The organism is Streptomyces sp. NPDC023481 (assembly GCF_055560195.1).
In genome coordinates, this window is record NZ_JBVHJE010000001.1 from 1 (window position 1) to 12,781 (window position 12,781).

13 protein-coding genes are annotated in these 12,781 nt (G+C 70.8%); 7 read left to right on the top strand and 6 right to left on the bottom strand.

Annotated elements, in window-relative coordinates; genetic code table 11:
• Positions 1 to 124 precede the first annotated feature (124 nt).
• The 4 genes from ACZ3ZD_RS00005 to ACZ3ZD_RS00020 form a co-directional block, all read right to left on the bottom strand.
• Entirely contained in the window at positions 125 to 703 is a 579-nt protein-coding gene (locus ACZ3ZD_RS00005; RefSeq protein WP_467391813.1) for a phage tail tube protein, read from the bottom strand.
• A 111-nt stretch (positions 704 to 814) separates the two neighbouring features.
• Complete coding sequence (locus tag ACZ3ZD_RS00010) at positions 815 to 1,222, bottom strand: hypothetical protein (protein WP_030342365.1); 408 nt, start codon at positions 1,220 to 1,222, stop codon at positions 815 to 817.
• A 222-nt stretch (positions 1,223 to 1,444) separates the two neighbouring features.
• The gene (locus tag ACZ3ZD_RS00015; RefSeq protein ID WP_358639655.1) at positions 1,445 to 1,663 is read right to left on the bottom strand and encodes a hypothetical protein; all 219 of its coding nucleotides are present in this window, start codon (positions 1,661 to 1,663) and stop codon (positions 1,445 to 1,447) included.
• Complete coding sequence (locus ACZ3ZD_RS00020; RefSeq protein WP_467391816.1) at positions 1,660 to 2,328, bottom strand: hypothetical protein; 669 nt, start codon at positions 2,326 to 2,328, stop codon at positions 1,660 to 1,662. The genes ACZ3ZD_RS00015 and ACZ3ZD_RS00020 overlap by 4 nt, the downstream gene beginning before the upstream one ends.
• A 356-nt stretch (positions 2,329 to 2,684) precedes the next feature.
• On the opposite strand from ACZ3ZD_RS00020, the gene ACZ3ZD_RS00025 reads away from it, so the two are divergent.
• Together ACZ3ZD_RS00025 and ACZ3ZD_RS00030 are read left to right on the top strand one after the other, a co-directional pair.
• A complete protein-coding gene (locus ACZ3ZD_RS00025; RefSeq protein ID WP_467391818.1) occupies positions 2,685 to 3,137 on the top strand; it encodes a helix-turn-helix domain-containing protein in 453 nt (150 codons plus the stop codon).
• 1,003 nt (positions 3,138 to 4,140) lie between these two features.
• Positions 4,141 to 4,470, top strand: coding sequence for an antibiotic biosynthesis monooxygenase family protein (locus ACZ3ZD_RS00030; RefSeq protein ID WP_467391820.1), 330 nt, complete (start codon positions 4,141 to 4,143; stop codon positions 4,468 to 4,470).
• A 34-nt stretch (positions 4,471 to 4,504) separates the two neighbouring features.
• Here the strand turns inward: ACZ3ZD_RS00030 and ACZ3ZD_RS00035 are convergent, their stop codons facing one another.
• The gene (locus ACZ3ZD_RS00035; protein WP_467391822.1) at positions 4,505 to 4,759 is read right to left on the bottom strand and encodes a GntR family transcriptional regulator; all 255 of its coding nucleotides are present in this window, start codon (positions 4,757 to 4,759) and stop codon (positions 4,505 to 4,507) included.
• Positions 4,760 to 5,127: 368 nt separating this feature from the next.
• Between ACZ3ZD_RS00035 and ACZ3ZD_RS00040 the strand changes: the two genes are divergently transcribed.
• Positions 5,128 to 5,418, top strand: a complete 291-nt coding sequence (locus ACZ3ZD_RS00040) for a hypothetical protein (RefSeq protein ID WP_467391824.1) — start codon at positions 5,128 to 5,130, stop codon at positions 5,416 to 5,418.
• A 78-nt stretch (positions 5,419 to 5,496) separates the two neighbouring features.
• On the opposite strand, the gene ACZ3ZD_RS00045 is transcribed toward ACZ3ZD_RS00040, so the two are convergent.
• Positions 5,497 to 7,779 (bottom strand): (Fe-S)-binding protein, encoded by a 2,283-nt coding sequence (locus ACZ3ZD_RS00045; protein WP_467391826.1) that lies wholly within the window; start codon positions 7,777 to 7,779, stop codon positions 5,497 to 5,499.
• A 171-nt stretch (positions 7,780 to 7,950) separates the two neighbouring features.
• Between ACZ3ZD_RS00045 and ACZ3ZD_RS00050 the strand changes: the two genes are divergently transcribed.
• The 4 genes from ACZ3ZD_RS00050 to dnaJ all read left to right on the top strand — a co-directional run bounded on the left by ACZ3ZD_RS00050 (position 7,951) and on the right by dnaJ (position 12,777).
• Positions 7,951 to 8,970 (top strand): MraY family glycosyltransferase, encoded by a 1,020-nt coding sequence (locus tag ACZ3ZD_RS00050; protein ID WP_467391828.1) that lies wholly within the window; start codon positions 7,951 to 7,953, stop codon positions 8,968 to 8,970.
• Between the two features lie 94 nt (positions 8,971 to 9,064).
• The gene (gene dnaK, locus ACZ3ZD_RS00055) at positions 9,065 to 10,912 is read left to right on the top strand and encodes a molecular chaperone DnaK (RefSeq protein WP_467391830.1); all 1,848 of its coding nucleotides are present in this window, start codon (positions 9,065 to 9,067) and stop codon (positions 10,910 to 10,912) included.
• A complete protein-coding gene (gene grpE, locus ACZ3ZD_RS00060; RefSeq protein WP_467391832.1) occupies positions 10,912 to 11,571 on the top strand; it encodes a nucleotide exchange factor GrpE in 660 nt (219 codons plus the stop codon). Before dnaK ends, grpE begins: the two co-directional genes overlap by 1 nt.
• A gap of 33 nt (positions 11,572 to 11,604) precedes the next feature.
• Positions 11,605 to 12,777: a molecular chaperone DnaJ gene (dnaJ, locus tag ACZ3ZD_RS00065; protein WP_467391834.1), complete on the top strand. Its 1,173-nt coding sequence runs from the start codon at positions 11,605 to 11,607 to the stop codon at positions 12,775 to 12,777.
• Positions 12,778 to 12,781 lie beyond the last annotated feature (4 nt).

Genomic DNA, 12,781 nt, shown 5'->3' on the forward strand with positions numbered 1-12,781 from the left:
GGGGCGGCGTCTGCCCACGCACTTTCGATTCTATCGTCGTTGTGCGTGCGTGGGGGGGGGGGGGGGGGGGGGGGGGGGCGGGGCGGGCGCCCCCCCCCCCCCCCCCGCCGGGGGAGGGGAAGAGTCAGGAGGCCGTGCTGTACGCCGGGTCCTTCATCAGGAAGGTGGCAAGCGGCTTGGTGTCGTCGACCGACAGGGCCGTGAAGGTGACGCCGAGCTTGATGGAGGCCGTGCGGGTCAGCGACAGCTCCTCGGTCTCGGTGACCTGGCCGCGCGGGATGACGAAGCGGTAGGTGATCGAGCTGCCGTCGGTGAACTCGATGCCCAGCGCCTTCTCGTTGAACTTCGGGGCGACGGCCAGGTCGTACTTGTAGATGCCGGAGCCGGTGGCCGTCTCGGCGAGGTTGTCGCCGCCCATGAAGAACGGCAGGGTGTCCTCGTTCAGCTGGAGCAGCTGGAACTTCACGGTCAGGTCGCGGTCCGAGTAGATGAACCGGGCCGGGGAGACGGACTGCCAGGTCTCGACCGGGTCCAGCTTGTCCTTCTTGGACAGCTTGATGCCGTCCTGCGAGGTGTAGCCGAGGTCCCTCCAGGCCGCCGCCCAGGCCGCGGCGGTGTCGGTCGGCGCGGCCGTGCCGACCGGGGCGACCAGGATGCGTCCGGTACCGGCGACGCGGATCTCGTTGGCGTTGTTGCCAGCCATGCGTAACTCCTCTGAGTGGATGGTGAATTGCCCGGCACCGGGAGGCGTCCGGACAGCGCGAAGGCCCTGCCGTTCACGGGAAGGCGGGCAGGGCCTGTTCGGGGGCGGCGCTCAGGCCGTGTGGATGAGCAGCCGGACCGTGGAGTAGTAGCGGTTGGCCGCCGACCGGTTCCAGTCGGGCAGCCAGCGCGGGCCGTCGGCCTCGACGACGTCGGTGACGCGCGCCGTGCCGTAGAGGGTGCCGCGCAGCGTGAGGACTGCCGAGCGGACCTTCAGGGCCAGGGTGTGCGCGGTGGTCTTGTCGGGGCCGTAGACCTCGAAGTCCACCAGCGGCTGGTCGAGACGCTGGTCGTCGATCCAGGCCCCGCCGGAGCGGGAGACCAGGACGACCTGCTGGGTGCCGTCGAAACCGCCCGGCGGGACGTTGTCCACGGTGGCGGTGGCGAGTTCGGCGCGGGTCTTCAGGTAGTCGACGACGAGTCGTTCGACGTCGGGGAAGGTGACCGTCGGATCGGCCACGGTAGGGCCTCCCTTCGCGGAGGGGGTGGCTACGACGAAGCGGCGGGCCGGTGTCCGGGGGCCGTTTCCGGCACCGGGCACAGCTCCGCCGCTGCACCAACTGTGACATGTTGCGAGCGCGAGCGCAACACCGAGTTTTGGAGGAGCCGCGAAGGCGCCCGGAAACGCGGATCGCCCCGCCGCACCTCAGGGTGCGACGGGGCGATCGGACGGGAGGCGCGGTCAGTCGCGACCGGACCGCCCCCGCGCCGCCCGCTCGGCGGCGAAGACGTCCTCCAGGCGGAAGAGGTGGGCCCGGCCCTGCTTGCCGGCCGCGGTCAGCCGGCCCAGCTGCACCCACTTGCGCACGGTCGCGGCCGTGACCCCCGCTTCCGCCGCGGCCGCCGGGCCGGTCACCAGGGTCGGCCCGGCGGGCAGCAGCCGGCTCGGCGTACGGCTCATCGGGCGGCCTCTTCCGCAGCCTCGGCGGCGTCGACCGCCGCGGTGATCGCCTCGGGATCCGCGCCGGCCTCCCGGGCGAGCCGCTCCCACGCGGACTCCGCCCAGCTGTGCCGGTGGCCCGGGTCGTCGGCACACGCGCACCCCGGATCCGTGCACCGGCAGCCGGGGTTGACGCACAGAACGGTCCGCGCGGCGGGCAGCGCGCGCAGGGAGACCGAGTCGCACCACGGGCAGCGGCCGTCGACGCGGACCATCGCCTCCGGCGTGCCGAGGGTGCGGCCACCGCGGCGGGCCATGCGCCGGCACTCGTCCAGGACGTGGCGGGCGAGGGCGGGGTGGTCGGCGACCCGGTCCAGCAGCCCGGCGATGCGGCGCAGCCGCTCCGGCACGTCGGCGCGCGGCGCGCGGCCGAGCCCCAGCTTGTCCCGTACCGCCTCCTCCAGTTCGGTCACGCCGTCGGTGATGTCCCGCAGGGCGTCGGAGACGTGGAGCCGGATCGGGGCCGCTCCCGCGCCGCCGCCGGCGCCACGGGAGCGGCCGGCCGAGATGCCGGCGCGACCACCGCCCGGGGTCAGCTCCGCGAGCAGATCGGGGAACTGGCGGGCGAGGATGTCGATCCAGCGGGCGGCGCGTGCGGTGTCCTGACGGGCGGGGTCGAAACTCATGGAAGGGCACTCCGATCGCTTGGCGGCGGGAGGTGGTGTCGACGGTGGGGCGCTGTCGGCGGTGAGGCGGTGTCGACGGGCGGGTCGGCACAGGAGGCCGGCGGGCAGGGCGGCCGGGAAGGCCGTACCGGCGGGCTTACCGGGACTACTTGTTGCGTGCGCGCACACAGTGTCACATGTTGCGTGGGCGCGCGCAATGGAATATGACACTGCCGGCCGGTTCGGCGGGTGGGGTCGACGCGCCTGCTCTTTCACGGAATCCTTACTGCTGTGCGTGCGCGCACCCACATATTTCGTGTGCGCGCGAACGCTAGAGTGGGCACGGGGGGGAACCGAAGAACAGGGGAGCACCACAGATGAAGAGCGATGCCGAGCACATCGAGGATTTCGCCGGCTGGGTCGAGGACGTGATGCGGGCGCGCGGCTACGACATCGACAGCCCGCGTGGCGGCGGCAAGACCAAGCTCGCCGAGGACGCGGGTGTGCACCGGGCGGCCGTCACCCGGCTGCTGCAACGACAGAGCATGCCGGACCTGGACACCATGCGGGGGCTCGCCCGCGCCCTCGGCGTCCCCGTCCGCGAGGTCCTCATCCGGTCCGGCAAGCTGACGGAGGAGGACCTGCCCCAGGCGCCCGCCCCGCCCGCCGTGCCGTCACCGGCCGCGGCCCTCTCCGCCGAGCAGGCGGCGGCGGCCCTCGGCATCCCGGAACACCTGCGCGCCGCGTTCGTCCAGATCACCGAGCAGCTGCGGGTGGGTACGGCCGGGGTGTCGCCCGAGGGCGAGGCCGAGGAACAGGCGCGATCCTGATTCCGGGCCGCCCCGGCCGTCGGTCCGACGGCGGCCGACGGGGCACCGGCGCGACATCACCACCCACCCGCACGCGGGGCCGCCGAGTGTGCCGTCCGAGGGGGAACCGGACGGCCGCGGCACCGCGGGCCAGGGGTGTCGCCACGGCCGCCGTACCCCGGCCGGCCCCTTGCCGGCGCAAGGGCCGCGAGTGCCGTGCGGCACCGGCCGCCGCATGGGACAGGATGAGGCTACGCCGACCGTGGCGGGCTGCTGGCGGCCTTTCACACAGACCCGGGGCTGTATTTCGCGGGAACGTGTGCGGGTCTTGGGGCCGGGTCCGCGGGGCGCGCTTGTCCAGAGATTGCCCCACCCCCGATGCCCCGACATGCGAGAGACCGTCCACCACGAGGGGCAGACGGTCTCTCGAACGGGCCGGGTCACTCAGTGTCGGCAAGCGTCCGATCGAGTACGTCCTGAAGCCGCCACCAGTCATCGGCGGGAACGATGCCCTCATGCGCCACCAGCGGGCCCCTGAGTCGTCGCGCAGGATGACGCGCTTCGTCCCCTGGCGTTCGACGGCGTAGTCGGCAAGGCGCGGGTCACGGAGGATGCGGAGCACAGTGGACGACACCCACGTCGTACGCTCCAGCGGCTGGCTAATGCCTCGGGCCCGGCGGGCGGTCACACGCGCTGACATGCCCCGCTGCCTTGGTCGGTACGCCCTCAGTGTTCAGCTTGCGAGCCATGGCTGATGCGGTCATGCCGCCCAGTGCCCAGGACATCATCTCCTCGAACTCCGGCCGGACGACCTCGGGGTCCCAGCCGGATTTACCGACGTCGGCGAAGTGGCCCACGTTGTCCCGGCCCTGGCTGTGATCAGTGCCTCGCACTTGGTCCGCTGGGCTTCGGGGGACGACGCGGAGTCGTCCTCACGCTTCCTTGACTGTCGGATGTAGGACACTGCGCGCACATGGTCCAGGTCAGGGGTCCAGTCGAGGCCCCGTTTGACGAGAGGTGTCGTGTGTCTAGCGTAGTAAAAATCAACGTACTGACCGTGCCCGCCGAGCAGCGGGAGGTGCTGGAGCAGCGGTTCGCCTCGCGGGCCCACGCGGTGGAGAACTCCGACGGCTTCGAGTGGTTCGAGCTGCTGCGCCCCGTCGAGGGCACCGACCAGTACCTCGTGTACACCCGCTGGCGTGACGAGGAGTCGTTCCAGGCCTGGATGGAGGGGCCGATGAAGTCCGCGCACCAGGGCGGCGGCGAGGGCGCCGAGCGCCCGAGGCCGGCGGCCTCCGGTTCCACCCTGTGGTCCTTCGAGGTGGTGCAGCAGGCCGCGCCCAAGGGCGCGTAGCGCGGTTCCGCGGGCGCCCCGTCGCCGGTCGGCCCTACGCGGGCGGCTGGGCTTCCTCGGCGGGGCGCTTGGCGACGAAGGAGCCGAGGCCGGGTTCGGTGTAGGTGAGGCCTTCTTCGCGCAGAGCCCGCAGCACCTTGTGGGCCGTCGCGTTGGCGATCCCGAACTCCGCCGTGAGCTGTACGACGGACGGCACTCTGGAACGCGGTGTGTACGTGCCGTCCGCGATGCGGCGCCGGACGATCTCGGCGACCTGACGCCAGCGGGGGATGTCGGGGGCGAACTCCATCACCCCACCATCATCGGCATGCCTGTACATCTGTGCGATACAGGGAATACCTAGCATGCCATAGCACGCATCCGCTACGGTGGGCTGACGAAGAACCCCCGCGACGGTTGCAGCCGCCCGGGGGCATGGCCACCAGCTGATTCGGAGCTGACGACGTGACCGACCCTATCCGCCGCCTCGGGGCCTGGGCGGGGTTCCTGTTCCTCTCACCCGGAGGGGAACGCCCGCCGCGCCCTGCACCCGCGGCCGGCCCCCGGACGGGCCGCCCCCCCGCCCCTCCCGCGCCACCGCAGTCCCTACGGCCTCGACACCCCCCTCGACCCCACCGCCGTGAGGGCCGTACGGCCGTATCTGGCCTGGGCCCAGGCATGGGAGGCCGCGTGAGCGAGTCGCCGCGGCTGCTGCCCTGGACCGGTGACGGGGGCAAGCCCTGCTACCTGATCACCGACGACGGGGGCGGGCCGCTGTCCCGGCTGGCCGACACCACGGAGTCCGTGCAGCTCGGCATGGGCGGCCGGCTGCTCGCCCACGCGCGGGAGATCCTGCCGGACAGCGCGCCGGGCGAACTCCGTTTCCTCGCCGACCGTCTGACCGAGGCCCTCGGCGACGCCCTCCGGGTCGCGGAGCGCCGCGGCCGACGGCTGGAGCGGCCGGACTGAGCCGGCGCGGCCGTGCACGGACACGACGGCGCCCCCTGCCTGTGCGGGTCAGGGGGCGCCGTCGGGTTCCAGGGGCCGTTACTTCACCGGCTCGGGCTCCGGCTCGGTCTCCGGCTCCGGCTCGCCCGTCGGGTCGAGCGGGGTCCTGACGGAGTCCAGCAGCAGCTGGGCGACGTCCACGACCTGGATGGACTCCTTCGCCTTGCCGTCGTTCTTCTTGCCGTTCACCGAGTCGGTGAGCATGACCAGGCAGAACGGGCAGGCGGTGGAGACAATGTCCGGGTTGAGGGACAGGGCCTCGTCGACGCGCTCGTTGTTGATGCGCTTGCCGATGCGCTCTTCCATCCACATCCGGGCGCCGCCGGCGCCGCAGCAGAAGCCGCGCTCCTTGTGGCGGTGCATCTCCTCGTTGCGCAGGCCCGGGACCTTGCCGATGATCTCGCGCGGAGGCGTGTAGATCTTGTTGTGGCGGCCCAGGTAGCACGGGTCGTGGTAGGTGATGATGCCCTCGACCGGGGTGACCGGGACGAGCTTGCCCTCGTCCACCAGGTGCTGGAGCAGCTGGGTGTGGTGGATGACCTCGTAGTCGCCGCCGAGCTGCGGGTACTCGTTGCCGATCGTGTTCAGGCAGTGCGGGCAGGTGGCGACGATCTTCTTCGCCGACCTCGGCTTCGCGGACTCCGGCACGACCTTGCCCTCGTCGTCCAGCTCCTCGCCGAACGCGGTGTTCAGGGCCATCACGTTCTCCATGCCGAGCTCCTGGAACAGGGGCTCGTTGCCGAGGCGGCGGGCGGAGTCACCGGTGCACTTCTCGTCGCCGCCCATGATCGCGAACTTGACGCCCGCGATGTGGAGGAGTTCGGCGAAGGCCTTCGTCGTCTTCTTGGCGCGGTCTTCCAGCGCGCCCGCGCAGCCGACCCAGTACAGGTACTCGACCTCGGTGAGGTCCTCGATGTCCCTGCCGACGACCGGGACCTCGAAGTCGACCTCCTTGGTCCACTCCAGGCGCTGCTTCTTGGCCAGGCCCCAGGGGTTGCCCTTCTTCTCCAGGTTCTTGAGCATCGTGCCCGCCTCGGAGGGGAAGGCACTCTCGATCATGACCTGGTAGCGGCGCATGTCCACGATGTGGTCGACGTGCTCGATGTCCACCGGGCACTGCTCGACGCAGGCGCCGCAGGTGGTGCAGGACCACAGGACGTCCGGGTCGATGACGCCGTTCTCCTCGGCGGTGCCGATCAGCGGGCGCTCGGCCTCGGCGAGAGCGGCCGCGGGGACGCCCGCCAGCTGCTCCTCGGACGCCTTCTCCTCGCCCTCCATGGTCTTGCCGCCGCCGGCCAGCAGGTACGGCGCCTTGGCGTGCGCGTGGTCCCGCAGCGACATGATCAGCAGCTTCGGGGAGAGCGGCTTGCCGGTGTTCCAGGCCGGGCACTGCGACTGGCAGCGGCCGCACTCGGTGCAGGTGGAGAAGTCCAGCAGGCCCTTCCAGGAGAACTGCTCGACCTGGGAGACGCCGAAGACGTCGTCGTCACCGGGGTCGGTGAAGTCGATCGGCTTGCCGCCGGAGGTCATCGGGAGCAGGGCGCCGAGGGAGGTCTCGCCGGTGGCGTTGCGCTTGAACCAGATGTTCGGGAAGGCCAGGAAGCGGTGCCAGGCCACGCCCATGTCGGTCTTCAGGGCGACCGTGATCATCCAGATGAAGGAGGTCGCGATCTTCAGGCCGGCGAAGAAGTAGGTGAGGTTCTGGAGGGTGGAGACGTCCATGCCCTCCAGCCACGACACGACCGGGTACGAGAGGAAGAAGGAGGCCTCGTAGCCGTCCACGTGGTGCTGGGCGCCCTCCAGGGCGTGCAGCATGAAGATGCAGACGCCGACGATGAGGATGACGGCCTCGACGAAGTACGCCTGGCCGAAGTTGGAGCCGGCGAACCGGGACTTGCGGCCCGGCCTGCGCGGGTGGCTCAGCTGGCGGATCGCGATCAGGACGAGGATGCCGACGATCGTCATCGTGCCGATGAACTCGACGTAGACGTTGTACGGCGCCCACTCGCCGAGGACCGGCAGCAGCCAGTCGGCCTTGAAGAGCTGCCCGATGGCGTTGACGATGGTCAGCAGCAGCGTGAGGAAGCCCACGGCGACGAACCAGTGCGCCACGCCGACGACGCCCCAGCGGTTCATCCTCGTGTGGCCGAGGAACTCCCGGACCACGGTGAGGGTGCGCTGTGCGGGATCGTTGGTCCGGCTGCCGGCCGGCACCGGCTGGCCCAGCCGCAGTTGGTTGAAGATCTGGAGGAGGGCGCGGCCGAACAGTGCCACGCCGACCACGATCAGGACCAGCGACACGATGATCGCGGCGAGTTGCATTGGGGCTCCTGAGGCGGCCGACATTACTAAGCGGTAACTTATGTAGTCCGTCTGAGACTACCCCCATCTTCCGTCGGGATGCAGCAGGCCGCGGGGTGATCTGGGTCGCCGCCGGGCAATCAGATCGTGTTATTCGTACCGAATTGATACTTTCGCCCCTACCTTAGAGCCGTGCTCTACGGGATCGCCGCCGCCACCGCCGCTCTGCTCTGCACCGCCGTGCTCGCGGCGGTGCTCCGGCTGCCCGCGCTGAGGGCCGGAATCCTCGACCGCCGACGGCAGCGGCCGCTGCCGCTCCTCGGGGGACTCGCCGTCGTCGTCGTCACCTGTCTGGTCGCCGGGGCGGGCGAGTGGACCCGGGTCGCCCCGCTCGGGGAGGGGGTCGACGGGCTGCTCGTGGCCGCCGCCGCGGTCGCCGGCCTCGGCCTGGTGGCCGACGTGTGGCGGCTCCGCGCGCGCGTGCTCGTCGCCGGTACGACCGTGGCGGCGGTCTGCGTGGTGCCGTACGACGAGACGGGCCTGCCGGGCGGGCTGCTGGCCGTCGGCTGGATCGTGCTGGCCACCCTCGCCTTCAAGGGGCTCGACCACACCGACGGGCTGGCCGGGACGGTCGGGGTGATCACCGCCTTCGGCGCGGGGGTCTGCGCCGCCGCCGAGGTGATGGACGGGCTCGCCGTGCTGCTGAGCGTGGTCGCCGCCGCCCTCACCGGCTTCCTGATGCACAACTGGCACCCCGCACGGATCGGCCTGGGTGCCTGCGGCTCGCTGTTCACCGGGTTCGTGCTCTCGTCCGCGGTTGTCTTCACCCGTGCGGGGTACGACATCGGTCCGAGCGCGGCGGTGGTGTTCTGCCTCGGTGCCGTGGCCGTCGCCGACGCCCTGCTCGTGGTCCTCGCCCGCGGAGTGGCCCGGCGGCCGCTGCTGCGGCGCGGCCCGGACCACCTCGCGCACCGGCTGCGGCGGCTCGGGCTGACCCCGCAGGGATCGGTCGTCCTGCTCGGGGCGGGCTCGTTCTCCTCGGTGCTCGTGGGGGTGCTCGTGCACACCGGGTGGACGGGGGAGCGGGCCGTGCTCTGGGTGGCCGGCGGGGTGGTGCTGGCCGTGGTCGTACTCCTTCTGATTCCCGTTCCGCAAGGGCGCCGCCCGCCATCGACGCAGGTCAGCGGGCACTTGCGTGTAAGGAACGGATAAGAGTTGAGTCTGGCTGACTCAGGTCTGTTGACCCATCGGTCCGGCTCATGCACACTTGAGTCTGTTCCACTCAAGTCAGCTGGAGGAATCAACCATGGCACGTGCGGTCGGCATCGACCTGGGCACGACTAACTCCGTCGTCAGCGTTCTGGAGGGCGGCGAGCCCACCGTCATCACCAACGCCGAGGGTGCCAGGACCACGCCGTCCGTCGTCGCCTTCGCCAAGAACGGTGAAGTGCTCGTCGGCGAGGTCGCCAAGCGCCAGGCGGTCACGAACGTGGACCGGACCATCCGCTCGGTGAAGCGTCACATGGGCACCGACTGGAAGATCCAGCTGGACGGGAAGGACTTCAACCCCCAGCAGATCTCCGCGTTCATCCTGCAGAAGCTGAAGCGGGACGCCGAGTCCTACCTGGGCGAGAAGGTGACCGACGCGGTCATCACCGTCCCGGCGTACTTCAACGACTCCGAGCGCCAGGCGACCAAGGAGGCCGGCGAGATCGCCGGTCTGAACGTCCTGCGCATCGTCAACGAGCCGACCGCGGCCGCGCTGGCCTACGGCCTCGACAAGGACGACCAGACGATCCTCGTCTTCGACCTCGGCGGCGGCACCTTCGACGTGTCCCTGCTGGAGATCGGCGACGGCGTCGTCGAGGTGAAGGCCACCAACGGTGACAACCACCTCGGTGGTGACGACTGGGACCAGCGCGTCGTCGACTACCTGGTCAAGCAGTTCCAGTCCGGCCACGGCGTGGACCTGTCCAAGGACAAGATGGCCCTGCAGCGCCTCCGCGAGGCCGCCGAGAAGGCCAAGATCGAGCTGTCCTCCTCCACGGAGACCTCGATCAACCTGCCGTACATCACGGCGTCCGCCGAGGGCCCGCTGCACCTGGACGAGAAGCTCACCCGCGCCCAGTTCCAGCAGCTGACGGCCGACCTGCTGGAGCGCTGCAAGACGCCGTTCCACAACGTCATCAAGGACGCCGGCATCTCCATCAACGAGATCGACCACGTCGTCCTCGTCGGTGGCTCCACCCGTATGCCCGCCGTCGCCGAGCTCGTCAAGGAGCTGACCGGCGGCAAGGAGGCCAACAAGGGTGTGAACCCGGACGAGGTCGTCGCCATCGGCGCCTCGCTCCAGGCCGGTGTCCTCAAGGGCGAGGTCAAGGACGTCCTGCTGCTCGACGTCACCCCGCTGTCCCTCGGTATCGAGACCAAGGGCGGCATCATGACGAAGCTCATCGAGCGCAACACCACGATCCCGACCAAGCGCTCCGAGATCTTCACGACGGCCGAGGACAACCAGCCGTCGGTGCAGATCCAGGTCTACCAGGGCGAGCGCGAGATCGCGGCGTACAACAAGAAGCTCGGCATGTTCGAGCTGACCGGTCTGCCGCCGGCGCCGCGTGGCGTCCCGCAGATCGAGGTCTCCTTCGACATCGACGCCAACGGCATCATGCACGTCACGGCGAAGGACCTCGGCACCGGCAAGGAGCAGAAGATGACCGTCACCGGCGGCTCCTCGCTCCCGAAGGACGAGGTCGACCGCATGCGCGAGGAGGCCGAGCGCTACGCGGAGGAGGACCACAAGCGCCGTGAGGCCGCCGAGGCCCGCAACCAGGGCGAGCAGCTGGTCTACCAGACGGAGAAGTTCCTCAAGGACAACGAGGACAAGGTCCCCGGTGAGATCAGGACCGAGGTCGAGGCCGCGGTCGGCGAGCTGAAGGAAGCCCTCAAGGGCGAGGACACGGCCGAGATCCGCACCGCCACCGAGAAGGTCGCCGCCGTCTCGCAGAAGCTGGGCCAGGCGCTGTACGCCGACGCCCAGGGCGCGCAGGCCGCGGGCGGTCCCGAGGGCGCGGCCGCCGGTGGCGCCAAGGCCGAGGACGACGTGGTGGACGCCGAGATCGTGGACGACGAGCGCAAGGACGGTGCCGCGTAATGACGGAGGAGACCCCGGGTTTCGAGGAGAAGCCCGACGTCCCCTCCGGCGCCACCCCTGACGACGCCGAGCCGAAGGCCGCCTCCTCCGAGGAGGGGGCGGCCCCGGCCGGGGACGCGAACGCAGAGAACGCCGGTCTGGTCGCCCAACTGGACCAGGTGCGTACGGCGCTCGGTGAGCGCACGGCGGACCTCCAGCGGCTCCAGGCCGAGTACCAGAACTACCGCCGCCGGGTCGAGCGGGACCGGTCCACGGTCAAGGAGATCGCCATCGCGAACCTCCTGACCGAGCTGCTGCCCGTGCTCGACGACATCGGCCGGGCGCGGGAACACGGCGAACTGGTCGGCGGCTTCAAGTCGGTGGCCGAGTCGCTGGAGACCGTCGCGGCCAAGATGGGTCTGCAGCAGTTCGGCAAGGAGGGCGAGCCCTTCGACCCGACGATCCACGAGGCCCTGATGCACAGCTACGCGCCGGACGTCACCGAGACGACCTGCGTGGCGATCCTGCAGCCGGGGTACCGCATCGGCGAGCGCACCATCCGCCCCGCGCGGGTGGCCGTCGCCGAGCCGCAGCCCGGCGCCCAGACCGTCAAGGCCGAGGGCGCCGACGAGGACGCGGCGGCCGACGAGAAGGACAACGGTGGCCCGGAGGAGGGCTGACGTAGACACCGGACGGAAGGAGGGACGTCGAGGATGAGCACCAAGGACTTCATCGAGAAGGACTACTACAAGGTCCTCGGCGTCCCCAAGGACGCCACCGAGGCCGAGATCAAGAAGGCGTACCGGAAGCTCGCGCGCGAGTTCCACCCGGACGCCAACAAGGGCAACGCCAAGGCCGAGGAGCGCTTCAAGGAGATCTCCGAGGCGAACGACGTCCTGGGCGACCCCAAGAAGCGCAAGGAGTACGACGAGGCGCGCGCGCTGTTCGGGAACGGCGGCTTCCGCCCCGGTCCCGGAGGGGCCGGCGGCTCCTTCAACTTCGACCTGGGCGACCTCTTCGGAGGAGCGGGCGGTGCCCAGGGCGGAGGCTTCGGCGGCGGACTCGGTGACGTCTTCGGGGGCCTGTTCAACCGCGGTGGTACGGCCACGGGACGTACCCAGCCGCGGCGCGGCCAGGACATCGACACCGAGGTCACGCTCAGCTTCACGGAGGCCATCGAGGGCGCCACGGTGCCCCTCAGGATGTCCTCCCAGGCGCCCTGCAAGGCCTGCTCGGGCACCGGCGACAAGAACGGCACACCGCGCGTGTGCCCGACCTGCGTCGGCACCGGTCAGGTCGCGCGGGGCTCCGGCGGCGGCTTCTCGCTCACCGACCCCTGCCCCGACTGCAAGGGCCGCGGCCTGATCGCCGAGCACCCCTGCATGGAGTGCAAGGGCAGCGGGCGTGCCAAGTCGTCGCGGACCATGCAGGTCCGCATCCCGGCGGGCGTCACCGACGGGCAGCGGATCCGGCTGCGCGGGAAGGGCGCGCCCGGCGAGCGCGGCGGCCCGGCCGGCGACCTGTACGTGGTGGTCCACGTCGGCGAGCACCCGGTGTTCGGCCGCAAGGGCGACAACCTGACGGTGACCGTCCCGGTGACCTTCACCGAGGCCGCCCTCGGCGGCGAGGTCCGGGTGCCGACCCTCGGCGGGCCGCCCGTCACCCTGAAACTGCCGCCCGGCACGCCCAACGGCCGCACCATGCGCGCCCGCGGCAAGGGCGCGGTCCGCAAGGACGGCACCCGCGGCGATCTCCTGGTCACCGTCGAGGTGAGTGTCCCGAAGGACCTGTCGGGGAAGGCTCGTGACGCACTGGAGGCGTATCGCGAGGCGACCGCGGGCGAGGACCCGCGGGCGGAGCTGTTCGAGGCCGCGAAGGGAGCTTGAGAGT